The sequence below is a fragment of the Azospirillum melinis genome, from assembly GCF_013340935.1.
Taxonomy (GTDB): Bacteria; Pseudomonadota; Alphaproteobacteria; order Azospirillales; family Azospirillaceae; genus Azospirillum; species Azospirillum melinis.
Window position 1 is genome coordinate 78,503 of sequence record NZ_WHOS01000011.1, and the last position, 21,444, is coordinate 99,946.

General features: G+C 67.2%; 19 protein-coding genes. 2 read left to right on the forward strand and 17 right to left on the reverse strand.

The annotated features are described in order from the left end of the window. Window positions 1–104 precede the first annotated feature (104 nt). The 3 genes from GBZ48_RS10785 to GBZ48_RS10795 form a co-directional block, all read right to left on the reverse strand. Window positions 105–626, reverse strand: coding sequence for a hypothetical protein (locus GBZ48_RS10785; protein ID WP_174471051.1), 522 nt, complete (start codon window positions 624–626; stop codon window positions 105–107). A 25-nt stretch (window positions 627–651) separates the two neighbouring features. Then, entirely contained in the window at window positions 652–1,245 is a 594-nt protein-coding gene (locus tag GBZ48_RS10790) for a hypothetical protein (protein WP_246307121.1), read from the reverse strand. 109 nt (window positions 1,246–1,354) lie between these two features. Further along, window positions 1,355–2,410: a GGDEF domain-containing response regulator gene (locus tag GBZ48_RS10795; protein WP_174471052.1), complete on the reverse strand. Its 1,056-nt coding sequence runs from the start codon at window positions 2,408–2,410 to the stop codon at window positions 1,355–1,357. Window positions 2,411–2,640: 230 nt separating this feature from the next. Between GBZ48_RS10795 and GBZ48_RS10800 the strand changes: the two genes are divergently transcribed. Continuing rightward, window positions 2,641–4,533, forward strand: coding sequence for a potassium transporter Kup (locus GBZ48_RS10800; protein ID WP_109051948.1), 1,893 nt, complete (start codon window positions 2,641–2,643; stop codon window positions 4,531–4,533). A gap of 146 nt (window positions 4,534–4,679) precedes the next feature. On the opposite strand, the gene GBZ48_RS10805 is transcribed toward GBZ48_RS10800, so the two are convergent. The 6 genes from GBZ48_RS10805 to GBZ48_RS10830 all read right to left on the reverse strand — a co-directional run bounded on the left by GBZ48_RS10805 (window position 4,680) and on the right by GBZ48_RS10830 (window position 9,905). After that, entirely contained in the window at window positions 4,680–4,934 is a 255-nt protein-coding gene (locus GBZ48_RS10805; protein WP_042442375.1) for a hypothetical protein, read from the reverse strand. A gap of 86 nt (window positions 4,935–5,020) precedes the next feature. Beyond that, window positions 5,021–5,617 (reverse strand): hypothetical protein, encoded by a 597-nt coding sequence (locus GBZ48_RS10810; protein ID WP_174471053.1) that lies wholly within the window; start codon window positions 5,615–5,617, stop codon window positions 5,021–5,023. A gap of 126 nt (window positions 5,618–5,743) precedes the next feature. Then, window positions 5,744–6,685, reverse strand: a complete 942-nt coding sequence (locus GBZ48_RS10815) for an Hsp33 family molecular chaperone (RefSeq protein WP_174471054.1) — start codon at window positions 6,683–6,685, stop codon at window positions 5,744–5,746. Window positions 6,686–6,852: 167 nt separating this feature from the next. Further along, window positions 6,853–7,806: an ornithine carbamoyltransferase gene (argF, locus tag GBZ48_RS10820; protein WP_174471055.1), complete on the reverse strand. Its 954-nt coding sequence runs from the start codon at window positions 7,804–7,806 to the stop codon at window positions 6,853–6,855. Continuing rightward, window positions 7,803–8,975, reverse strand: coding sequence for an aspartate aminotransferase family protein (locus GBZ48_RS10825; RefSeq protein WP_343049521.1), 1,173 nt, complete (start codon window positions 8,973–8,975; stop codon window positions 7,803–7,805). The genes argF and GBZ48_RS10825 overlap by 4 nt, the downstream gene beginning before the upstream one ends. Before the next feature lie 126 nt (window positions 8,976–9,101). Continuing rightward, window positions 9,102–9,905: an ABC transporter permease gene (locus tag GBZ48_RS10830; protein ID WP_109051954.1), complete on the reverse strand. Its 804-nt coding sequence runs from the start codon at window positions 9,903–9,905 to the stop codon at window positions 9,102–9,104. A gap of 182 nt (window positions 9,906–10,087) precedes the next feature. Between GBZ48_RS10830 and GBZ48_RS10835 the strand changes: the two genes are divergently transcribed. Then, window positions 10,088–10,681 carry a regulatory protein RecX gene (locus GBZ48_RS10835; RefSeq protein ID WP_174471056.1) on the forward strand — a complete coding sequence of 198 codons (594 nt, stop codon included), beginning with the start codon at window positions 10,088–10,090 and terminating at the stop codon, window positions 10,679–10,681. A gap of 257 nt (window positions 10,682–10,938) precedes the next feature. On the opposite strand, the gene rpmB is transcribed toward GBZ48_RS10835, so the two are convergent. The 8 genes from rpmB to GBZ48_RS10875 all read right to left on the reverse strand — a co-directional run bounded on the left by rpmB (window position 10,939) and on the right by GBZ48_RS10875 (window position 21,377). Next, window positions 10,939–11,238: a 50S ribosomal protein L28 gene (gene rpmB, locus GBZ48_RS10840; RefSeq protein ID WP_012973047.1), complete on the reverse strand. Its 300-nt coding sequence runs from the start codon at window positions 11,236–11,238 to the stop codon at window positions 10,939–10,941. A 230-nt stretch (window positions 11,239–11,468) separates the two neighbouring features. Continuing rightward, a complete protein-coding gene (locus GBZ48_RS10845) occupies window positions 11,469–12,170 on the reverse strand; it encodes a hypothetical protein (RefSeq protein WP_174471057.1) in 702 nt (233 codons plus the stop codon). A gap of 228 nt (window positions 12,171–12,398) precedes the next feature. Further along, entirely contained in the window at window positions 12,399–13,397 is a 999-nt protein-coding gene (gene meaB / locus GBZ48_RS10850) for a methylmalonyl Co-A mutase-associated GTPase MeaB (protein ID WP_174471058.1), read from the reverse strand. 274 nt (window positions 13,398–13,671) lie between these two features. Next, the gene (locus GBZ48_RS10855; protein ID WP_174471059.1) at window positions 13,672–15,312 is read right to left on the reverse strand and encodes an ABC transporter ATP-binding protein; all 1,641 of its coding nucleotides are present in this window, start codon (window positions 15,310–15,312) and stop codon (window positions 13,672–13,674) included. A 25-nt stretch (window positions 15,313–15,337) separates the two neighbouring features. Continuing rightward, window positions 15,338–16,423, reverse strand: a complete 1,086-nt coding sequence (locus GBZ48_RS10860; protein WP_174471060.1) for an ABC transporter permease — start codon at window positions 16,421–16,423, stop codon at window positions 15,338–15,340. Beyond that, the gene (locus GBZ48_RS10865; RefSeq protein ID WP_174471061.1) at window positions 16,423–17,532 is read right to left on the reverse strand and encodes a microcin C ABC transporter permease YejB; all 1,110 of its coding nucleotides are present in this window, start codon (window positions 17,530–17,532) and stop codon (window positions 16,423–16,425) included. Before GBZ48_RS10865 ends, GBZ48_RS10860 begins: the two co-directional genes overlap by 1 nt. Window positions 17,533–17,592: 60 nt before the next feature. Further along, window positions 17,593–19,452 (reverse strand): extracellular solute-binding protein, encoded by a 1,860-nt coding sequence (locus GBZ48_RS10870; RefSeq protein ID WP_209798164.1) that lies wholly within the window; start codon window positions 19,450–19,452, stop codon window positions 17,593–17,595. A gap of 74 nt (window positions 19,453–19,526) precedes the next feature. After that, window positions 19,527–21,377 (reverse strand): extracellular solute-binding protein, encoded by a 1,851-nt coding sequence (locus GBZ48_RS10875; RefSeq protein WP_174471062.1) that lies wholly within the window; start codon window positions 21,375–21,377, stop codon window positions 19,527–19,529. Window positions 21,378–21,444: the final 67 nt, after the last annotated feature.

Sequence of the window (21,444 nt, forward strand, 5' to 3'; positions counted from 1 at the left end):
GGCAAGGCTCCCCGGCGCGGACGGATGGGTGCGCGCAGGGATGATAATCTGAAAATGGGACTTTTGTCATTATTGCGGCAAGCTGCGGCTCTCCAGCCGCATTCTTACTCGATATAGGATTCGGCGCCCATGACGGTGAAGCCCTTGTTCTCGGGGAAGCGGGCGTTGACCTTTTCGCGGGCCTTCTTCTCGTCCAGCGCCCAAACGAGGAAGCGCCGGCCCCGCTTCCAGCTGTCGAGCGCGGTGGGAATGAGGGTGGGGTTGACGCGGGTGCCGTATTCGATGTTGACCACCCGCAGGAGCCAGCCCTGATCCTTCTGGGTGCGGCGGTCGTCCAGTACATAGATGCGGCGGTCGCTGGCGCCGGCGGCCTTCAGGCGCTGTTCCAAATCCTCGCAGCCCAGTTCGGCCATCGCCTTGCGGCGGCGGGCGTCGCGCAGGTCGCGGGCCTGCTGGAGCGTGACGCGGGCGATTTTCCTGATCCGCTCCACCTGCGCCTGCTTGCGCGACACCGCGGTGGCGATCCGCTCCTCCGACGTCTTCAGGCGGCGCAACGCCAGCAGCAGCGACACCGCCAGGGAGGCGAGGCCGACCAGACCGGAGAAGATGTAGGGCATGCTGTCCATGGCGGGTCCGGCTTTCGATGGGGGCTCAGCTGGCCTTGGCGACGGGGGTGTCGGCGGACAGGAATTCCTGCATCCGCGTCACGGCATAGCCGAAGGCGGGCGGGTAGCGCCGCTCGATCTCCGTCCGCGCCTCCGCCATCGAGCGCGCCCAAACCTCGATCATCTGCGGCTGAGCCCAGCTGGGATCGACCAGCGAATGCTGGCTCTGCTGGACGGCGCCGGTGCCAACATATTTGTTCACCACCATGGCGACGTAGCAGGGGCTGCCCTGGACCTCCTCGCCGACCAGACGGACCAGCCGCTCGCCGGACTGGCGCGCCTCCTCGATCTGGCGTTCCATCACCTTGCGGCGGCGCAGCACATCCTCGGCCGCACCGTCCAGATCCTTCAGTTCGCGAATGCGGTCACCGCGGCGGGCCTCCAGTTTGCTCTCCAGTTTGGCGCGGCGGGCGATGATATCGCGCACCCCCTCCGACCCATGGCGGCGTTCGATCGCACGTTCGCCCAGCACGATCACAAGCTTGCCGATGCCGAACCCCAGCCCGGCCAGTCCGAAGGCGGTCATCAGCGCGTTGGTGTAGTCCTGCCACATGTGCGAACCCCCGATCGGAAATGCCATCCGGCTGGATGTTTCCAACGATAGGAGTAACCCCTGGCTTGCCGCCGTTCAATCGCGCCGCTGAAACGATATTACACAGTCGACAGGACGGAGGGCCGTGTGCGGCACCCTATTGCCCCGGCGCGCGTTCGACCCGGTTGCGGCCAGCCTGCTTGGCGGCATCCAAAGCGTGTTCGGCGCGGTGCAGGGTCTGTTCGACGCCGGGCTCATCGGCAAGCCAGTCGGCGACGCCGATGCTGGCGGTGACGGGGATCGTCCGTTCCTCCACCAGGATCGGGCTGTCGGCCAGGGCGGCGCGCACCCGTTCCGCCACCACGGCGCTGCCGGCGACGTCGGTTTCCGGCAGAAGCACGACGAACTCCTCCCCGCCCGACCGCGCGATGTGATCGGAGATGCGCAGAGCCGCCCGGATCCGCTTCACCACCGCGCGCAGCACCGCGTCGCCGACGGCATCGCCATGAGCGTCGTTGACCGCCTTGAAACCGTCGAGGTCGAGCAGGAAGACGCCGAGAGGACGGCCATAGCGCCGCGCTCGCGCCAGCTCCGCCGCCGCCAGTTCCAGGAAGCGGCGTCGGTTCCACACGCCGGTCAGCGGGTCCAGCGTCGCCATGCGGTTGAGGCGGACGGTCGCCTCCTCCAGCGCGCGGCCGCGTTCGGCAAGCTTCTGTTCCAGGGCCGCCAGATCGGCATAGGCGCGCAATGCCGTCACCACGCTGGTGAACAGCCGGCGTGCCGTCAGTTCGGTCTTGGCGGTGTAGCCGTCGATTTCATAGGCGAGGACCAGCTCCTCCTCCGGCACGCGGGCCGGCTGCCCGGTGCGCAGGACGATGCGGATGGCGCGGTTGCCCAACTCCTCGCGGATGCGGCGGGCCAGCCGCAGGCCGGCATCCTCGGTCTCCATCACCACGTCGAGCAGGATGACGGCGATGTCCGGGGTGTCGCGCAGGATGCGTTCCGCCTCAACCGCGCTGGTGCAGTCGAGCAGGCGGACGGGACGGCCACGAAAGCGCAACCGGGCGAGCGCCAGCCGGGTGACGGCATGCACCTCCGGCTCGTCGTCGGCCACCAGAACCAGCCAGGGCGGAGCGGCGGTGTCGCCGGCCCCGCCGGACAGGTCCTGCGGGGAGGGGGACTCGTCCGAGGCGAACAGGAAATCGTTGGACATGGCTGCCGGCTCGGGACTGTCCACGGTACACGCTAGGATGGAAGCACGGCCCCGGCCCCGATGCAACGGTGCCGAGTGCCGCGCCGGCCCTATATTGTTTTGACCCCGTCGGGATGAAAATCACGGTGGATCGGTCGTGCCGGTGGGGCGTTTCGCCATTCGGGGCTTGCGCGGCGATGCCAAGCCACCTTAGGCATGGCCGTGCTTAGAAACATCGGAGCTGACCGGGTATGGAAGCAAGCATGGATGGGCGGGAGCATGCGGCCAAGCTGCGCGCGCTCGCGCTGGGGGCGCTGGGTGTCGTCTATGGCGACATCGGCACCAGCCCGCTCTACACGCTGCGCGAATGCCTGACCGAGGGCGGCGGCTTTCCGCTGACGCCCGAAGTCATCCTGGGCGTGCTGTCGCTGATCTTCTGGGCGCTGATCATCACGGTGACGGTGAAGTACGTCATCTTCATCATGCGCGCCGACAACCAGGGCGAGGGCGGCATCCTGGCGCTGACCGCGCTGGCGCTGCGCGGCATGCGGCCGGGGCACCGGCGGACCGGGGTCGTCATGGCGATCGGCGTGATGGGCGCCTCGCTGTTCTACGGCGACAGCCTGATCACCCCCGCCATCTCGGTGCTCAGCGCGGTGGAGGGCCTGCATGTCGTCGCCCCCGCCCTGGACAGCTATGTCATCCCGATCACGCTGACCATCCTGGTCGGGCTGTTCGTGCTGCAGCGATTCGGCACCGAGAAGGTCGGCAAGCTGTTCGGGCCGGTGATGCTGGTATGGTTCCTGACTCTGGCGGTGCTGGGTCTGGGGCAGATCATCCGCTATCCCGGCGTTCTGGGCGCGGTGTGGCCCGGCCATGCGGTGGAGATGCTGTTCAACCATGGCTGGCACGGATTCCTGCTTCTGGGGGCCGTGGTGCTGGCGGTGACGGGGGCGGAGGCGCTCTATGCCGACATGGGGCATTTCGGCCGCAAGCCGATCCGCGGCGCCTGGTACAGCATCGTGCTGCCGTCGCTGCTGCTCTGCTATTTCGGCCAGGGCGCCCTGCTGCTGCACGAGCCGGAAGCCATCGAGAACCCCTTCTTCCATCTGGCGCCGGACTGGGCGCAGGTGCCGCTGCTGCTGCTGGCCACCGCCGCCACCATCATCGCCGGGCAGGCGGTGATCTCCGGCGCCTATTCGGTGACCTTGCAGGCCATGCATCTGCGCTATCTGCCGCGGATGGAGGTGATGCACACGTCGGAGCACGAGAAGGGCCAGATCTACATGCCGCAGCTGACCTGGCTGCTGCTGGCCGGCGTCATCCTGCTGGTGCTGAGCTTCCAGACCTCCAGCAACCTCGCTGCCGCCTACGGCATCGCGGTGACCGGCACGATGGTGGCGACCACGCTGCTGGCCTACAAGGTGGCGCGCTCGCTCGGCCGCTGGAAGCTGTGGCAGGCGGTGCTGGCGCTGGCGGTGTTCCTGACCGTCGACATGGCGCTGTTCCTCGCCAATCTGGTGAAGGTGGAGGAGGGTGGCTGGTTCCCGCTGGTGGTCGGTGCTGCGGTCTTCCTGCTGATGGCGACGTGGCGGCGCGGCCGCGAGGTGGTGCGCAAGCGGCTGGCCGAGGATGCGCTGCCCTTCGACATGCTGCTGGAGCGGCTGAAGAGCGGGTCGGTGCAGCGGGTGCCGGGCACCGCGGTGTTCCTGACCGGCAACCCGCGCGGCCTGCCGCCGGGGCTGCTGCACAGCATGAAGCACTACAAGGTGCTGCATCAGCGCGTCGTCCTGCTGACCGTCGACATCGAGGATGTGCCGCATGTGCCGGACGAGCAGCGCTTCGAGTTGAAGGCGCTGTCGGCCGGGTTCTTCCGGCTGATCGTCCATTTCGGCTTCAAGGACGAACCGGATATCCCGGTGGCGCTGGAAAGCAAGCGCATCCCAGGACTGCCGTTCGAGCCGATGGAGACGACCTATTTCGTCAGCCGCGAAACGCTGATCCGCAGCCATGGCAAGTCCGGGTTGCCGCGCTGGCAGGAACCGCTGTTCATCTTCCTGTCGAAGCTGTCGTCCAGCGCGTCGGAGTATTTCTGCATCCCGCCCAACCGGGTGGTCGAGCTGGGCATGCAGCTGGAAATCTAGGGCCGGGTTTGCCGGACAGGGTCTTGGCGGCCGAATTTACCGGCCGAACGTGCCGATAGGGGCGGCGGGCGGGGGCAGTTTCTGCCGCCCCCGCCAGAAGGCCACTCATCCCGTGCCGCTAGCGGGCGGTCAATACCGGACAGCCACTACCAGACAATAGACACTGGCGGTTTGTAGGCGGAGGCGGCGAACATCTGCCGGACCGCCAGTTCCAGCTTGATCTGCGCCTCCGATTTCTTGACGAAGGACAGGTCTATGTCGCCCAGGGACTTCACCACGCAGCCGGAGCGGCTGAGATTGCGGAGCGCCGCCTGGGACGACTGCTGTTTTTCCTCAGGGATGGCTGTGATCGTGGCCGATCCCTCCGGCGGCCGGACGACATAGAGGTCGAATTTCGGCATGGGCACCCTCCGTTCTGACGAAACGTCGGGTGCCCCACCGCAAAGGCCGGGCCAACTCTTGCGCCCGGCCAACTCTTACAAAAAGGTCAGCGCCGGACCATCGGCGCCAGATCCTTGCGGATGCCGGCATCCAGGCGGGCGTTCAGATCGTCCATCATCCGGCGGGTCATTTCCAGGAAGGTGGCCTCGCGGTCGGCCAGCGAGATGTTCTCCGCCACGGTGGTGGAATGGGTGACGGTGGAGCGGGTCACGCCGCGGAAGCCGCCATTGCCGGTGTCCGGCACCTCGCCGGCGATCTCCACCTCGATCCGGCCGTCATAGCGCTGGGCCTGGTCGTTGGTGAAATAGCCGGTGATGCCCTTCTTGGTGGGCAGCGCCACCTCGACGATGCTGGCGTCGCGGATGGTGACGCGCACACGGCCCGTCCCGCCGGCCGCCTGCAACCGCTCCGCCGCCCAACGCCGCACCGCCTCGGCCGGCGGAACCGCGGAGCGGTCCTCCACATGCTTGCCGCCAACCGGACGGTAGGCGTCGACCACGTCGACGGTGCCGGCATTCAGGACGATCGGCCCGAAATTGGAGAAGTCGACCGGACGGGGCGCCGGCCGCGGCGGCGCGCTCTGGCAGGCGGCAAGCAGAAGGGTGGCCATTCCGGCGGCGAGGGTGAAGCGGCGCGACAGCATGGGGGCTCCGGTTCTTGGGCTGCTTTCGGCAACCTGGGTTGCTGGAAAAGGAAGGGGGCGCGGCGCGGACGCCGCGCCCCCATGAACGCGTTTTTGTCTGACCCTATTTCCAAGAGGGAGGCGGGGTCAGGAGGCAGGACCATACACGCGGTCGAGATCCGCGTCGGTGAAGTGGTAGTCGGTCGAGCAGAACTGGCAGGTCACTTCGACCCGGCCGTCGTCGATCTTCAGCTCCTGCACCTCTTCGCGGGGCAGGCTGCGCAGCATGTTCTCCACCCGCTCGCGCGAGCAGCGGCAGCCGAAGCGCAGGGCGTTGCCCTCATAGACCCGCACGCCGTCCTCGTGGAACAGGCGGTAGAGCAGGTCGGCGGCCGGCAAATCGGTCGACAGCAGCTCGTCGCCGCTGACGCTGGCCATCAGCGCCATGGCGCGGCGCCAATCGTCCTCGCTGTCCGACGCGGTCAGCCCCTGTTCCTGCGGCAGGCGCTGGACCATGATGCCGCCGGTGCGCCAGGGGCCGAAGGAACCGTCCGGCAGCGCCGCGCGGTCGACCGAGACGGTCAGGCCGGTGTCGATCTGCTCGGACTGGCGGAAGTAATGCTGGACGCAGTCGGTCAGCGTCTTGCCGTACAGCTCGACGATGCCCTGGTAACGGTCGGTGTCGGGGCCCTGGTCCACCGTGAAGGCGATATAGCCCTTGCCCAGCAGGGCGGCGGCCGGGGCGATGTCGACGTCCCGCTCGGCCTTGGCCAGCGCTTCCGGATCGAACTGGGCATAGGCGCGCACGTCGCCGACCGAGGTGACGTCGGCCACCATCAGGCGGATCGGCCCGTCGCCCTTGGTCTGGAGCGTGAAGATGCCCTCGTACTTCAGCATGCTGGCGAGCAGCACGGCGAGCGTCGCCGTCTCCGCCAGGAAGCGGGCAACGGTCGGCGGATAATCGTGGCGGGTCAGGATCTCGTCGATCGCCGGCCCCAGCTTGACGATGCGGCCGCGCAGGCGCGACGCCTCGATCTGGAACGGCAGGACGAAATCATCGGTGAGCGGGCGGACGGACGGATCGTCCATAGGGCAGATTCCTTAAGACAGAGACCGGTTATGCGGGCGTAGGGCCGAAGATCGGGGTGCGGATGGGCCGAATCAAGATCGGCAGGGCACCCATGCGAGTTTGGCCCTCTCCCGGGGTGGGAAGAGGGCCAATCGAAGCGTCGAATGCAGGGATCGGGCGTGGACGGTCAGTCCAGCACGCCCATGCACCAGCCGAGGATTGCCTTCTGGGCGTGCAGGCGGTTTTCCGCCTCGTCCCAGACCACCGAATGACGGCCGTCGATCACGCCGTCGGTCACTTCCTCGTTCCGGTGGGCCGGCAGGCAGTGCATGAACAGCGCCTCCGGGTGCGCGTGTGCCATCAGCGCCTCGTTCACCTGATAGGGGGCGAGGATCGCGGCGCGCTCGTCCACATCGGTGTTGTGCATCGAGGCCCAGGCGTCGGTGATGACGCATTCGGCCCCGGCCACCGCCTCTTCCGGGCTGTCGGTGACGACCAGACGGCCGCTGCCCTCGCGCTCGGCCCAGGCCAGCAGGTCCGGCGACGGGCCGTAGACGGTCGGGCAGGCCAGACGCAGTTCGAAGCCGAAGCGGACGGCGGCATGCGCCCAGCTGACCGCGACGTTGTTGCAGTCGCCGATCCAGGCGACGGTCCGGCCGTTGATCGGACCGCGATGCTCCTCGAAGGTCATCAGGTCGGCCATGATCTGGCAGGGGTGGGTCTGGTCGGTCAGGCCGTTGATGATCGGAATGCTGGCATGGGCCGCCAGCTCATGCACCCGCTCCTCGCCGGTGGTGCGGACCATCACCGCATCGACGAAACGCGACAGCACGCGGGCGGTGTCGCCGATGGTCTCGCCGCGGCCCAACTGCATGTCGTCGGGCTTCAGCACCACGACATTGCCGCCGAACTGCTGCATGCCGACCTCGAACGACACGCGGGTGCGGGTCGAGGGCTTCTCGAAGATCAGGGCCAGCGAACGGCCGGCCAGCAGGGTGGAATGGGCCAGCCGGTCCTTCTTCAGGTCGGCCTTGATGCGGACGGCATGGTCGAGCAGGCGGCGCAGGGTGGCGCCGTCCATCCGGTCGATGTCGAGGAAATGCCGAACCGTGCCGTTGGCGGTGTTGTTGTCGCCGTTCATCCCACGCACTCCTGCGCCGTCCGGTCGAGAATCCCGACGGCTTCGTTCACTTCGGCTTCGCCGATGTTCAGGGGCGGCAGCAGCCGCACCACATTGTCGCCGGCCGGAACCGCCAGCAGGCCGTTGGCGCGCAGCTTCGCCACCACCTCGCCGACCGGCTGGCCCAGCTTGAGGCCCAGCATCAGGCCCTGGCCGCGCAGCTCCAGGAACATCGACGGATGCCTGGCGATCAGCTCCTCCAGGCGGCCGCGCAGCAGGACCGAGGTCTTCTGAACGTCGTCCAGGAAGCCCGGCGCCAGCACGACGTCCAGCACGGCGTTGCCGACGGCGGTCGCCAGCGGGTTGCCGCCATAGGTCGAGCCGTGGGTGCCGGCGGTCATGCCGGACGCCGCACGCTCGGTGGCAAGGCAGGCGCCGAGCGGGAAGCCGCCGCCGATGCCCTTGGCGACGCACATGACGTCCGGCGTGATGCCCGCCCATTCATGGGCGAACAGCTTGCCGGTGCGGCCCATGCCGCACTGGATCTCGTCCAGGAACAGCAGCAGGCCATGCTCGTCGCACAGTGCACGCAGGCCGCGCAGGAACTCCACCGAGCCGGCACGGATGCCGCCCTCGCCCTGGATCGGCTCGACGCAGATGCCGCCGGTGGCCGGCGTGATCGCGGCGCGCACGGCGTCGAGGTCGCCGAAGGGCACCTGATCGAAGCCGTCCAGCAGCGGGTCGAAGCCGTGCACCAGCTTCTCCTGCTTGGCGGCCGAGATGGCGCCCAGCGTGCGGCCGTGGAAGGCCTGCTCGAAGGTGATGATGCGGTTCTTCTGCGGGTTGCCGCTGTCATAATGGTACTTGCGGACGGCCTTGGCGCCGCATTCCCACGCTTCCGCACCGGAGTTCGTGAAGAACACCGTGTCGGCGAAGGTCACCTCGGTCAGGCGCTTGCCCAGGCTCTCCTGCCCGGCGACCCGGAACAGGTTGGAGGTGTGCCACAGCTTCTGCGCCTGCTCGGTCAGCTTTTCGACCAGATAGGGATGCGCGTGACCCAGGGCGTTCACCGCGACGCCGGCGGCGAAGTCGAGGAATCGTCGCCCGTCGGTCGCGTAGAGATACGGACCTTCACCGCGCTCGAAAACAACATCGGCGCGGGCGTATGTGGGCATAACGACGGGGATCACGGCTTTGGTCTCCCAAAAAAGGAAAATCCGGCGGCCAATGCCTGACCGCCGGGAACGGCAAATATCCGGGGATTGATGGGTTCTGTCAACGGACAGGGGTGAAAAAGCGCTGTTTTCGCAGCGTCTTCACGCCTTAAGCTTGTAGCCGGTCTTGAACATGCGCCAAGCGAGCCACCACAGGCCGGCATTCACGCCCAGCATCACCGCCACGCCCAGCCAGCGCGCCCCGTCGGACACCCCGATGAAGCCGTAGCGGAAGCCGTCGATCATGTAGAAGAACGGGTCGAAATGGGCGACCCACCAGAAGACCGGCGGCAGGGTGTCGACCGAATAGAAGGTGCCGGACAGGAAGGACAGCGGCGTCACCACGAAGTTGGTCACCGCGGCGATGTTGTCGAACTTCTCCGACCAGACGCCGCCGACCAGACCCAGCAGCGAAAGCAGCATCGACGCCATCACGGCATGGAACAGGACGAAGCCCGGATGCGGCATGTGCATCGGGATCACCGCCCAGATGGCCAGACCGGTCACCAGACCGACCACGATGCCGCGGGTGACGCCGCCCAGCACGAAGCCGCTGACCAGCTCCATCGGCGACAAGGGCGGCATCAGGATGTCGACGATGTTGCCCTGGACCTTGGCGATCACGACGGAGGAGGAGGTGTTGGCGAAGGCGTTCTGCACCATCGCCATCATGATCAGGCCGGGGGCCAGGAACTCCAGGTAAGGTGTGGCGCCGACCATCCGCACCGCCGACCCCAGCGACAGGGCGAACACCGCGTAATAGAGCAGCGTCGTCACCACCGGCGCCCAGACGGTCTGCTGGTGCACCTTGATGAAGCGCCGCACCTCGCGTGCGTAGAGCGTCCACAGGCCGATCCAGTTGACGGAACCGACATTGCGCGGCATGGGAGGAAGGGGAAGGGTCATCGCGTCACGATCTGCCTTTTGGGAACCGGCACCCGCGGTTTCGGCGCCCCTGGGGGAGCCGATGGAGAGCCGGAACTGTTTCGCCAGGAAAGGGCGCCGGGTAGGTCACGGACCGCCAGTAAGGCCACGGACTGTACGTGCGGCCCGCCCATCCGGCAACCGCCGCCGCCGAAGGGACTGCCATGAACACCGACGATAAGCGCCCTTTGAACAAGAACGCCGGTCCGCCGGCGAGAAAGCCGCCCAAGCGGGTCACGCCGCAGTATCTGGAGAACGCGGCGCTGCATTATCTGGAGCGCTTCGCCAGTTCGACATCCAATCTGCGCCGGGTGCTGATGCGCAAGGTCGACCTGTCGGCCAAGGCCCATGGCACCGACCGCGAGGAGGGGGGCCGCTGGATCGATGAGCTGCTGGCGCGCTATGTCCGCAGCGGCCTGCTGAACGACGAGACCTATGCCCGGATGCGCACCGAAAGCCTGCACCGCCGCGGCGCCTCCACCCGGCTGATCGCCCAGAAGCTGGCCGGCAAGGGCATCGGCCGCGACGAGGCCGACAAGGCGCTGGACAGCCTGCGCGAGGATGTCGGACCCGATCTGGATTTGACGGCGGCGCTGGCGCTGGCGAAGCGGCGCCGACTGGGACCCTACCGGCGGCCGGAACAGCGCGCGGCGCAGCGGGAAAAGGACATGGCGGCGCTGGGCCGCGCCGGCTTCGGCTATGAGATCGCCCGGCGGGTGGTGGATGCCGAGGATCCGGACGGGCTGCTGGAGGAGTAGGGCGTCGGCCGATGGAGCTTGACGATGAAACGTCGTGGAACATCTTCCCGGAGATGTTCCACGGTTCACATCGCAAGAAATGGTCGGCCCGGAAATGGGGGGCCTGAAACGACGAAACGCGCGGCACCCTTTCGGATGTCGCGCGCCGCTCTCTTACCGGGAGTCGGAATCGTCCTGTACGCGTCCTAAATCTCATCGGCGGAGCGGCAAGCGCCCCGCCTCAGCACACCAAACGCGCCCCAGAATCGGGGAAGCGATCAGGCCGCAGCCTGCTGCTTCTCCTGCGCCTTGGAGATCCGGCGCTTGATGCGACGGGCATCCAGGCTCAGCACCGCGTCCTTCGCATCGAGCAGGAAGGCGTCGAGGCCACCCTTGTGCTCGATCGAGCGGATCGCGTTCACCGAGAGGCGCAGACGCACCAGCTGACCCAGGCTGTCGCTGAGCAGCGACGTTTCCTGGAGGTTCGGCTGGAAGCGGCGACGATTCTTGTTGTTGGCGTGGCTGACGTTGTTGCCAAACTGCGTGCCCTTGCCGGTCACGGAGCACCGACGTGCCATCGGACTGTTCCTTTATTTTAGCAAATGAAACCCGGTAACGGACGGCCTGCCGCCCGAAGGAGGCCGCTATATAGTCGAACAAAAGCGCCGTCGTCAAGCCTGTCTTCAAACCGGGAACCGCGATGAAACCGTTAAAGCCTGAGTCGTCGCGGGAGTGTGGAGAGTCGAAGCGCGGCGGCCTCTTCGATCCGACGAAGAGACGAGCCGCGCCAATCTTGTGCCGACGGGTGTCAGTTCACGGTCGGGGAGGTCTTCGACGCCGGCTTGGCGGCCAGCGGCTTGGCGGGGCGGCGCTGCGCCGGCTTGGCCACCGCCTTCGCCTCGGCGGCGATTGCCGCGGCGGGGGCGGCCGTCTCGGCCTTCACCGTTTCGACCAGTTCCTTCACCGGAACCTCGACCTGCTCGGCGGCCGGAGCGGCAACGGTGGCGGCGACCGGAGCGGTCTCCGCAGCAACAGCCGGAACAGGGGCCGGAACCGGGGCGGCGATTTCGACCTTCGGGGCCTCGACCTTCGGGGCGGCAATCACCGGGGCGGCCACCGGTGCCGGCTTCGGAGTCTCGGCCTTCGGAGCCTCGGCCTTCGGGGCCGGGGCAGCCTCCGCGGCCGGAGCCGGCAGGGCGGTGATCTCGGCGGCGATCTTGGTGGAGACGTCCAGGAAGCCCTGCACGCTCTCGGTCACGCGGGCCTGGGTGGTGGACAGCCAGTCGCGCTGAAGTGCGGCCAGATCGGCGGCGTTGCGGGCCTTGCCGAGCCCGGCGGCCAGGCGGCTGGCGTCGTTGACCGAGGCGGTGACGCCGTCGAACCAGCGGCGGTAGCCGTCCTGCACCAGCGTGGCGACGCGGGCGGACTTGGCAGCAGCAGTGGCGGCAGTGGTTTGGGCGTTGGTCTTGAACAGGTTCAGGACGTTGGCGGGGGTCGGCTGAGCGGTCATGGCGTTGTCTCCCGTAGAGCAAGGCATATTGGCGGAAACGGAAAGGCCGCTCCGGCGTAACCCCAGGAGACCGCGGGCACCCCGGCCCAAGCGACGGAGGCGAATCGACAAAGTCGAATCGGCGCACGTCGCCCCTTTCCCGCCCGGAACAGAATAGCCCTACGGTTGGTGCGGTGCAACGGATTTGTTGCGGTGCAACATAAGCTGAACGGGTTATGCCCCGTTGGATCAGATGGTTTCCGTCCGGTCGAGGAAGCGCCCGAGAAGGGTGTGGGCGGCCGCCGCCGGGATGGTGGTTCCGGCGGTTACCTCCGCCTCGAGTCGCGCCAGATCGGCCCGCACCGCCGGGTGGGCACGGAAGCGGTCGATCAGCGTCTCGCGGATCTCGCTCCACAGCCAGGCGCGGGCCTGCTCCGACCGGCGGGTGGCGCGGGCGCCGTTGGCCTCGGTCAGCGCCTTGTGCTCACCGATGGTGTCCCAGATCGCGTCGATGCCCACCTTCCGGAAGGCCGAGCAGCTGAGAACCGGTACCCGCCAGTCGCCATGGCGCAACAGCGTCAGCGCATGCCGGTAATCGGCGACGGTGTGGCGGGCGGTGGCCGCGAGATCGCCGTCGGCCTTGTTGACGACGACGAGGTCGGCCAGTTCGACGATGCCCTTCTTGATGCCCTGCAACTCGTCGCCGCCGGCCGGGAGGAGGAGGAGCATGAACAGGTCGACCATGTCGGCGACTGCGGTTTCCGACTGGCCGACGCCGACCGTCTCCACCACGATCACGTCGAAGCCGGCGGCCTCGCAGACCAGCATCGCCTCGCGCGTGCGGCGCGCCACGCCGCCCAAAGTCGCACCGGCGGGGGAGGGACGGATGAAGGCGGCGGGATCGCGCGACAGGTCGACCATCCGGGTCTTGTCGCCCAGGATCGAGCCGCCGGTGCGCTGCGACGACGGATCGACCGCCAGCACCGCGACCTTGTGCCCCAGCCCGATGACATGCAGCCCGAACGCCTCGATGAAGGTCGATTTGCCAACGCCGGGCACGCCGGAGATGCCGAGTCGCACCGAATTGCCGGTATAAGGCAGCAGCGCCGCCAGCAGCGCGTCAGCGGTGGCGCGATGGTCGGCACGCGTCGATTCGATCAGCGTGATCGCCCGAGCCAGCGCCCGCCGGTCCCCCGACCGGACGGCTTCAGCGAGGCGGGCGGCGTCTTGCGGGGCGGTGTCGGTCATGGCGGCGGCGTCGGTCTGTGCGAGGGAGCGGTACCCTACCCGCGGAGCGGTCCGGGATAAAGCCCTTGGCGCGGTGGCAGGTCGTCCCGGAAGCTGTGGTTTCGGTGGGTGGGCCTTCCACGGATTTCACGGATTTAGACACGGATTTCACGGATCTTTTTGAACTTGGCGGCGCTTCGGCCCTTCACGAAGGAGTGCTGCCTTGGGCCGCGACATCCGTGAAATCCGTGGAGATCTTGTCGACACCTCCCGTGCCCAAGGAATCGCACGCGCCTTACGTCCGCACCGCCGGCGACTCCACTGCCTCCAGGTTCAGCGCGGCGGCGAGCAGGGCGCGGGTGTACTCCTCGCGCGGTTCCTCGAAGATGCGCTGGGTCGGCCCCTGTTCGACCACCTTGCCGTCCTTCATCACCATGACGTGGCTGGACAGCGCCCGCACCACCCGCAAATCGTGGCTGATGAACAGGTAGGCGAGGTTGTGGCGGGCCTGGATGTCGCGCAGCAGATCGACGATCTGCGCCTGCACCGACATGTCAAGCGCCGAGGTCGGCTCGTCCAGCACGACGAACTTCGGCTTCAGCACCAGGGCGCGGGCGATGGCGATGCGCTGGCGCTGGCCGCCGGAGAACTCGTGCGGGTAGCGGTTGCGCGCCTCGGGCGGCAGGCCAACCTCCTCCAGGGCGCGGGCGACCATCACCTCGCGTTCCTCCCGGTCGCCGATGCCGTGGATGCCCAGCCCCTCGCCGATGATCTGGCCGACCGACAGGCGGGGCGACAGGCTGCCGTAGGGGTCCTGGAAGACGATCTGCATCTCGCGGCGCAAGGCCCGCAGGCGCTTCGGCTGCCAGCCCTGGATGTCGGTGCCATCGAAACGGATGGCGCCCTGGCTGGCGTGCAGCCGCAGCAGGGCCAGCCCCAGCGTGGTCTTGCCCGATCCCGATTCGCCGACGACGCCCACCGTGTGGCCGCGGCGCACCGCGACATCGACGCCGTCCACCGCCTTGATATGGCCGACGGTGCGGCGCAGCAGGCCCTTCTTGATCGGGAAATGGACCTTCAGCCGGTCGGCGGCCATCACCTCGGCGGCATCGTCGGGCGGCGACAGCGGGTTGCCGCGCGGCTCGGCCGACAGGAGCTTCTTCGTGTAGGCGTGGCGCGGGCGGATGAACAGGTCGTCGACCTTGGCCTGCTCGACGATCTCGCCCTGGTTCATCACGCAGACGCGGTCCGCCATCTTGCGCACCACGCCCAGATCGTGGGTGATCAGCAGCAGCGCCATGCCGAAGCGGCTTTGCAGATCCTTCAGCAGCGCCAGGATCTGCGCCTGGATGGTGACGTCGAGCGCCGTGGTCGGCTCGTCGGCGATCAGCAGGTCGGGCTCGTTGGCGAGCGCCATGGCGATCATCACGCGCTGGCGCTGGCCGCCCGACAGCTCGTGCGGATAGGCGGTCAGCCGCTTTTCCGGGTCGGGCAGGCCGACGAGGCGCAGCAGCTCCAGCGTGCGGGCACGGGCGGCGGCGTTCGACAGGCGCTTGTGCAGGAACAGGGTCTCGTTGATCTGCCGCTCGATGCTGTGCAGCGGGTTCAGCGAGGTCATCGGCTCCTGAAAGATCATGGCGATGCGGTTGCCGCGCACCTGCCGCAGGGTCTTCTCCTCGGCACCCAGCAGTTCGGTGTCGCGGAAGCGGATCGACCCGGCGGGGTGGTGCGCCATCGGATAGGGCAGCAGCTGCAGGATCGACAGCGCCGTCACCGACTTGCCGGAGCCCGATTCGCCGACCAGCGCCAGCGTCTCGCCCTTCTGGATGTCGAAGGACACGCCCTTGACGGCCTGGGTCGCGCCGGCGCCCGAGCGGAAATCGACGCGCAGGCCCCGCACGGACAGGAGGTCGGGGTTGGGGGGCATCAGGCTCATGTCGGGCTCTTGAGGGTCGTCATCGTCATTCCGCCGCTTCCTTGCGCGCCGCCGTCGCGGCGGCGGCCTCACCGGGCAGCGCGGTGGACATCTGGGCGATGGTCTTGCGCGGGTCGAAGGCGTCGCGCACCGCCTCGCCGATGAAGATCAGCAGGCTCAGCATGATCGCCAGCACGAAGAAGGCGGTCAGGCCGAGCCACGGCGCCTGGAGGTTGGCCTTGCCCTGGGCCAGCAGCTCGCCCAGTGATGGCGACCCCGGCGGCAGGCCGAAGCCTAAGAAGTCCAGCGCGGTCAGCGTGGTGATCGAGCCGTTGAGGATGAAGGGCATGAAGGTCAGCGTCGCCACCATGGCGTTGGGCAGCACATGGCGCACCATGATGGTGACATCCCCGGCACCCAGCGCCTTGGCCGCGCGCACATAGTCGAGGTTGCGCGCCCGCAGGAACTCCGCCCGCACCACATGGACCAGCGAGGTCCAGGAGAACAGCAGCAGCAGGCCGAGCAGCCACCAGAAAGTGGGCGTCACCACGCTGGCCAGGATGATCAGCAGGAACAGGGTGGGAAGCCCCTGCCAGATCTCGATGAAGCGCTGGAACAACAGGTCGGTCAGCCCGCCGAAATACCCCTGGACCGCGCCGGCGGCGACGCCGATGACCGACGAGAAGACGGTCAGCACCAGACCGAACAGCACCGAGATGCGGAAGCCATAGATCAGCCGCGCCACCACGTCGCGCCCCTGGTCGTCGGTGCCGAGCCAGTTGTCGGCCGACGGCGGGGCGGGGGCCGGGACCGGCAGGTTGTAGTTGATGGTGCGGTAGCTGTAGGGGATCGGCGGCCAGACCATCCAGCCCTTGGCGTTGATCAGGTCGCGGACATAAGCGTCGCGGTAATCGGTCTCCGTCTCGAACTCGCCGCCGAAGGTGGTCTCGGGGTAGGTGTGGAAGACCGGCCAGTAATAGCGGTTCTCGTATTCGATCAGCAGCGGCTTGTCGTTGGCGATGAACTCCGCCCCCAGCGAGACGACGAACAGCACCAGGAAGATCCAGAAGGACCAGAAGCCGCGGCGGTTCGCCTTGAAGTTGGCCAGCCGGCGCCGGGTCAGCGGAGTCATCACACCCTCCGCGATTCGAAGTCGATGCGGGGGTCGACCATCACATAGGTGATGTCGCCGACCAGATTCATGATCAGCCCCAGCAGCGTGAAGAAATAGAGCGTGCCGAACATCACCGGATAATCGCGGTTGATCGCCGCCTCGAAGCCGAGCAGCCCCAGCCCGTCGAGCGAGAAGATCACCTCGATCAGCATGGCGCCGGTGAACAGGATGCCGATGAAGGCGCCGGGGAAGCCGGCGATGACGATCAGCATGGCGTTGCGGAAGACATGGCCGTACAGCACGCGGTTCTCCGTCAGGCCCTTGGCCCGCGCGGTGGTGACGTACTGCTTGCCGATCTCCTCCATGAAGGAGTTCTTGGTCAGCATGGTCAGGCCGGCAAAACCGCCGATCACCATCGAGACCACCGGCAGCGCCATGTGCCAGAAGTAATCGAGCACCTGTTTGTACCAGGGCAGGCTGCCCCAATTGTCCGAGACCAGCCCGCGCAGGGGGAACCAGTCGAGATAGCGCCCGCCGGCGAACACCACGATCAGCAGCACCGCGAACAGGAAGCTGGGGATGGCGTAGCCGACGATGACGACGCCCGACGTCCAGACGTCGAAGGGCTGGCCGTCGCGCACCGCCTTGGCGATGCCGAGCGGGATGGAGACCAGATAGACGATCAGCGTCGTCCAGATGCCGAGCGAGATCGACACCGGCATCTTCTCCAGCACCAGATCGACCACGCGGCGGTCGCGGAAGTAGCTGGTCCCGAAATCGAACACGATGTAGTTCGACATCATGTGGATGAAACGTTCGTGCAGCGGCTTGTCGAAGCCGAACTCCTTCTCCAGCTGCTTGATGAAGGCGGGGTCCAGCCCCTGGGCGCCGCGATACTTGCCGCCGCTGTCGCCGCCGGTTTGGTTCTGGCGCTGGGCGGCGTTGGCGTCGCCGCTGGCGCTGCCGCCGATGCGCGAGGTCGCCTCCACCGCTGTCCCCTGGACGCGGGCGATCATCTGCTCGATCGGGCCGCCGGGGGCGATCTGCACGATCAGGAAATTGATCACCATGATCCCGAACAGGGTGGGGATGATCAGCAACAGGCGGCGGATGATGTAGGCCAGCATCGCGGGTGTCCCGACCCTCCCCAATCCTCAAGGAAACGGCAGCTTAGACCAAACTATCGTTCACGGTCCTGTGCGGCGTGCGCTGTTGGCGAGCTTCGCGTTCTTGTCCGCGTCGATCCACCAGCTGTCCGGGAAGCCCAGGCCGTACTTTGGGGCAACCGTGGGATGGGAGAAACGGTTCCAATAGGCCACGCGGTACACCGTGTCGTGCCAGTGCGGGATGACGTACCAGTTCCACAGCAGCACGCGGTCGAGCGCCCGGGTGGCGGCGATCAGCGACGGGCGGTCGGGGGCGGCGATCAGCGTCTCCACCAGCTTGTCGATGGCCGGGTTCTTGATGCCGATCGCGTTGCGGCTGCCGGGCTGGTCGGCGCGCGAGGATTCCCAGTAATCGCGTTGCTCGTTGCCGGGCGACAACGACTGCGGGAACCGCTCGATGATCATATCGTAATCGAAATTATCGGTGCGGTTTTGGTACTGCGCGCTGTCGACCACGCGGATCTGCGCCTCGATGCCGGCGCGCTCCAGATTGCGGACGAAGGGCTGGACGATGCGTTCCATGTCGGCCTGGACCAGCAGGAACTCGAAGCGGAAGGGCTGGCCCTGGGCATTCACCAGCTTGCCGTTCTTCAGCTCCCAGCCGGCGTCCTTCAGCAGGCCCAGCGCGGTGCGCAGGTTGCCGCGGATGTTGCCGCTGGCGTCGGTCTTCGGCGGCTCGTAGGGCTTGGTGAACACCTCGTCCGGGATCTGGCCGCGGAAGGGTTCCAGCAGCATCAGTTCCTCGGGCGAGGGCAGGCCGGTGGAGGCCAGTTCGGTGTTGGCGAAATAGCTCTTGGTGCGCTGGTACAGGCCATAGGACAGGTTGGCCCGCGTCCATTCATAGTCGAACAAATAGTTCAGCGCCTCGCGCACGCGGCGGTCCTGGAAGATCGGACGGCGAATGTTGAACACGAAGGCCTGCATGCCCTGCGGGTCCTCGTGCTTGATCTCCTCCTTGATGATCTGGCCGTTCTGCACCGCCGGAACATTGTAGCCGGTGGTCCAATTCTTCGACGAGTTCTCCAGCCGGAAATCATAGGCGCCGGCCTTGAACGCCTCGAAGGCGACGTCGAGGTCGCGGTAATAGTCGTAGCGGATGCGGTCGAAATTGTAGCGGCCGCGGTTGATCGGCAGATCCTTCGCCCACCAGTCCTTGACCCGCTCATAGGTGATGGCGCGGCCGGCCTGCACGTCCACCACCTTGTAGGGGCCGCTGCCGATCAGCGGATCGAGGGTGGTGGTGGCGAAATCGCGGTTGGCGAAGGCATGCTTGGGCAGCACCGGCAGCTGGCCCATGATGACCGGAAGCTCCGGGTTGTTGCCATCCCGGAACGAGAATTTGACCGTCCGCTCGCCGGTCTTCTCCGCCTTCGTTACGTCGGCGTAATAGGTGCGGTAGAGCGGGTGACCCTTTTCCTTGAGCGTGTCGAAGCTCCAGATCACGTCGTCCGCCGTGACCGGCTGGCCGTCGTGGAAGCGGGCCTCCGGCCGCAAGGTGAAGGCGACCCAGGTGCGGTCGGGAGCGACCTCGATGCTTTCGGCCAGCAGGCCGTATTCGGTGATCGCCTCGTCGCCGTTGCTGGTGGTCAGGGTCTGGAACACCAGCCCGGCCCCGGCGGCGGCCTGTCCGCGCAGGATGAAAGGGTTCAGGTTGTCGAAGCCGCCGAAGGCCATCAGCTTGACCTCGCCACCCTTCGGGGCGTCGGGGTTGGCGTAGTCGAGATGCTGGAAGTCCGGCCCGTATTTCGGCTTGCCGTGCAGGGCCAGGGCGTGGCTGCCCTTTTCCTGAGCCGAGGCAGGGGATGCCGGCAGAAGCGCTGCCGCCATCATCACCGCTGCCGCCGCCATACCGGTGCCCAGCCACCGCATCCGACCCGTCATGCCCGATCCCCTCCCTCGCTTGTTTTCTCGAAAAGCGTTCAGTCCGATGGAGTTAGCCCTGCAATGGGGCGTCATCAAGGCTGCGCCGCCTTACCGGCCGGATCGACCCACCAGGCAGCCGGGAAATTGGTGCTGCGATAGTCCTGATCGTATTTCGGCCAGACCGTTGGATGGGCCAGCCACGCCTTGTGGGCGACCCAGCTTTCCGGGTTGTGCCATTGCGGCACCATGTAGAACCCCCACAGCAGCACGCGGTCGAGCGCGCGGGTGGCGGCCTGCACCGAGTCGAGATCCTTGGCGGTCAGCGCCTTCTCGATCAGCGCGTCGGCCACCGGGTCGTGGATGCCGGAATAGTTGGCCGATCCCTTCAGGCCGGCGGCGGCGGAGCCGAAATAGCCGCGCAGTTCGGTGCCCGGCGGGGTGAAGAAGGCGAGGTTGACGATGATCGAGTCGAAATCGAACTCGTCCAGCCGCGCCTGATACTGCGCGGTGTCGACCAGACGCAGGGACGCGTCGATGCCGACGCGGCGCAGGCTCTCGACATAGGGCTGGATGACGCGGGTCAGCGCGCCGGTGCCGTCGAGGAATTCGATGGCCATCGCCTCGCCGGTCTTGCCGTTTGTCAGCTTGCCGTTGCGGACCTCCCAGCCGGCCTCCTTGAACAGGCGGGTCGCCTCGCGCACCTGGGCGCGGTTGTTGCCGCTGCCGTCGGTGGTCGGCAGGGTGAAGGGCTGGGTCAGCAGCCGCTCGGACAGCTGCGCCTTGAACGGCTCCAGCAGCGCCAGCTCCGCCGGGCCGGGTGGACCCTTGGCGCCGAAGTCGGAGTTGGGGAAGTTGCTGAGCGTCCGCTTGTACTGGCCGTACAGGATGTTCTTCTGGATCCAGTCGAAATCGAACAGCAGGGCCAGTGCCTCGCGCACGCGCGGGTCGGCGAACTTGTCGCGCCGGGTGTTCAGGCGGAAGCCCTGGGCGCCCAGCGGCAGCTCGCTCGGCACCTCCAGCTTCCGGACCCGGCCGTCTTTCATGGCGGGGAAGTCGTAGCCGGTGGTCCAGCGCTGCGCCCGGTATTCGCCGCGGAAGTCGTAGGCGCCGGCCTTGAACGCCTCGAACATCACGTCGTCGTCGCGGTAGAAGTCGTCCTTCACGATGTCGAAATTGTAGAAGCCGCGGGCGGTCGGCAGATCCTTCGCCCACCAGTCGGCGACCCGCTCATAGGTGATGGAGCGGCCGGGATCGACCGTCCTGATGCGGTAGGGGCCGCTGCCCAGCACCGGCTCCAGCGTCGTCTTGGAGATGTCGCGACCGTTCGACATCCACCAATGCTTGGGCTGGGGCGAGAAGGTGGTGGCGAAGTCGATGATCGGCTTGATCTCCCCGGTGCCGGTCAGGGTGATCTTGAAGCGGCGGTCGTCCAGCGCCTCCACCTTGGCGGTGCGGTCGAGGAAGGACTTGATGAAGGGCGCGCCATGGGCCTGGATCGCGTCCCAGGTGAAGACCACGTCGGCGCTGGTGATCGGCGTGCCGTCATGCCAATGGGCGCCCTGGCGCAGCGTGAAGACCGCCCAGCCATAATCGTCCGGCACCTCGACGCTTTCCGCCATGTGGGCATAGGCGGCGTCGAGTTCCCAGCCGGACCCGACCATCAGCGTGTCGGAGATCAGCCCCAGCGTGCGCGGCCGCACCCCGCGCAGGATCAGCGTGTTCAGGCTGTCGTAGGTGCCCGGCTGCGATTCGGCCAGCCCGACCGACCCGCCCTTGGGCGCATCGGGGTTGACGTGGGGGAAATGGGTGAAGCCGGGCTGGAACTGCGGCTCGCCGAACTGCTTCAGCGCGGTGACGGTCCGGGTGGCGGCCTGTGCTGGCGTCAGGATCGCCGGCGTCGACAGCGTCAGGATCGTGGCGGCAATGGCGAGAAGGCGGCGCATCGGCGGTCCTGTGTGGGAAGCGGACGTTCTGGTTAGATTGCCACGCCCGCTTCCCGGTCAAGCGCAA

Coding starts and splice junctions, on each gene's coding strand:
- GBZ48_RS10785 (WP_174471051.1), bottom strand. CDS start 626: ATGGACAGCATGCCCTACATCTTCTCCGGTCTGGTCGGCCTCGCCTCC.
- GBZ48_RS10790 (WP_246307121.1), bottom strand. CDS start 1,245: ATGGCATTTCCGATCGGGGGTTCGCACATGTGGCAGGACTACACCAAC.
- GBZ48_RS10795 (WP_174471052.1), bottom strand. CDS start 2,410: ATGTCCAACGATTTCCTGTTCGCCTCGGACGAGTCCCCCTCCCCGCAG.
- GBZ48_RS10800 (WP_109051948.1), top strand. CDS start 2,641: ATGGAAGCAAGCATGGATGGGCGGGAGCATGCGGCCAAGCTGCGCGCG.
- GBZ48_RS10805 (WP_042442375.1), bottom strand. CDS start 4,934: ATGCCGAAATTCGACCTCTATGTCGTCCGGCCGCCGGAGGGATCGGCC.
- GBZ48_RS10810 (WP_174471053.1), bottom strand. CDS start 5,617: ATGCTGTCGCGCCGCTTCACCCTCGCCGCCGGAATGGCCACCCTTCTG.
- GBZ48_RS10815 (WP_174471054.1), bottom strand. CDS start 6,685: ATGGACGATCCGTCCGTCCGCCCGCTCACCGATGATTTCGTCCTGCCG.
- argF (WP_174471055.1), bottom strand. CDS start 7,806: ATGAACGGCGACAACAACACCGCCAACGGCACGGTTCGGCATTTCCTC.
- GBZ48_RS10830 (WP_109051954.1), bottom strand. CDS start 9,905: ATGACCCTTCCCCTTCCTCCCATGCCGCGCAATGTCGGTTCCGTCAAC.
- GBZ48_RS10835 (WP_174471056.1), top strand. CDS start 10,088: ATGAACACCGACGATAAGCGCCCTTTGAACAAGAACGCCGGTCCGCCG.
- rpmB (WP_012973047.1), bottom strand. CDS start 11,238: ATGGCACGTCGGTGCTCCGTGACCGGCAAGGGCACGCAGTTTGGCAAC.
- GBZ48_RS10845 (WP_174471057.1), bottom strand. CDS start 12,170: ATGACCGCTCAGCCGACCCCCGCCAACGTCCTGAACCTGTTCAAGACC.
- meaB (WP_174471058.1), bottom strand. CDS start 13,397: ATGACCGACACCGCCCCGCAAGACGCCGCCCGCCTCGCTGAAGCCGTC.
- GBZ48_RS10855 (WP_174471059.1), bottom strand. CDS start 15,312: ATGAGCCTGATGCCCCCCAACCCCGACCTCCTGTCCGTGCGGGGCCTG.
- GBZ48_RS10860 (WP_174471060.1), bottom strand. CDS start 16,423: ATGACTCCGCTGACCCGGCGCCGGCTGGCCAACTTCAAGGCGAACCGC.
- GBZ48_RS10865 (WP_174471061.1), bottom strand. CDS start 17,532: ATGCTGGCCTACATCATCCGCCGCCTGTTGCTGATCATCCCCACCCTG.
- GBZ48_RS10870 (WP_209798164.1), bottom strand. CDS start 19,452: ATGACGGGTCGGATGCGGTGGCTGGGCACCGGTATGGCGGCGGCAGCG.
- GBZ48_RS10875 (WP_174471062.1), bottom strand. CDS start 21,377: ATGCGCCGCCTTCTCGCCATTGCCGCCACGATCCTGACGCTGTCGACG.